1 protein-coding gene is annotated in these 289 nt (G+C 60.9%); it reads right to left on the bottom strand.

Annotated features, from left to right (window positions below; all coding sequences use genetic code 11):
* Positions 1 to 289, bottom strand: a 289-nt coding sequence (locus B2W96_RS08915; RefSeq protein WP_414692964.1) for a MutS-related protein, incomplete at both ends; no start/stop codon positions are given.

Raw genomic sequence — 289 nt, 5'->3', positions numbered from 1 at the left:
ATGGACATGCCGTCAAAGGTGGAGGTACCCCTGCCGATTTCATCCAGAATCAGAAGGCTTTTTTTGGTGGCGTGGCGGAGAATGTCCGCCACCTCCGTCATCTCCACCATAAAGGTGGACTGACCCGCCGCCAGATCGTCGCTGGCGCCGATGCGGGTGAAAATCCGGTCCACCACGCCGATGCGGGCTGCGGCGGCGGGGACGAAGGAACCGACCTGCGCCAGCAGCACAATTAGGGCGACTTGACGCATATACGTGGATTTGCCCGCCATGTTGGGGCCGGTGATGA

The organism is Oscillibacter sp. UBA6647 (assembly GCA_002455655.1).
Classification (GTDB): domain Bacteria; phylum Bacillota; class Clostridia; order Oscillospirales; family Oscillospiraceae; genus Oscillibacter.
This window is presented reverse-complemented; position numbering and strand designations above follow the sequence as displayed.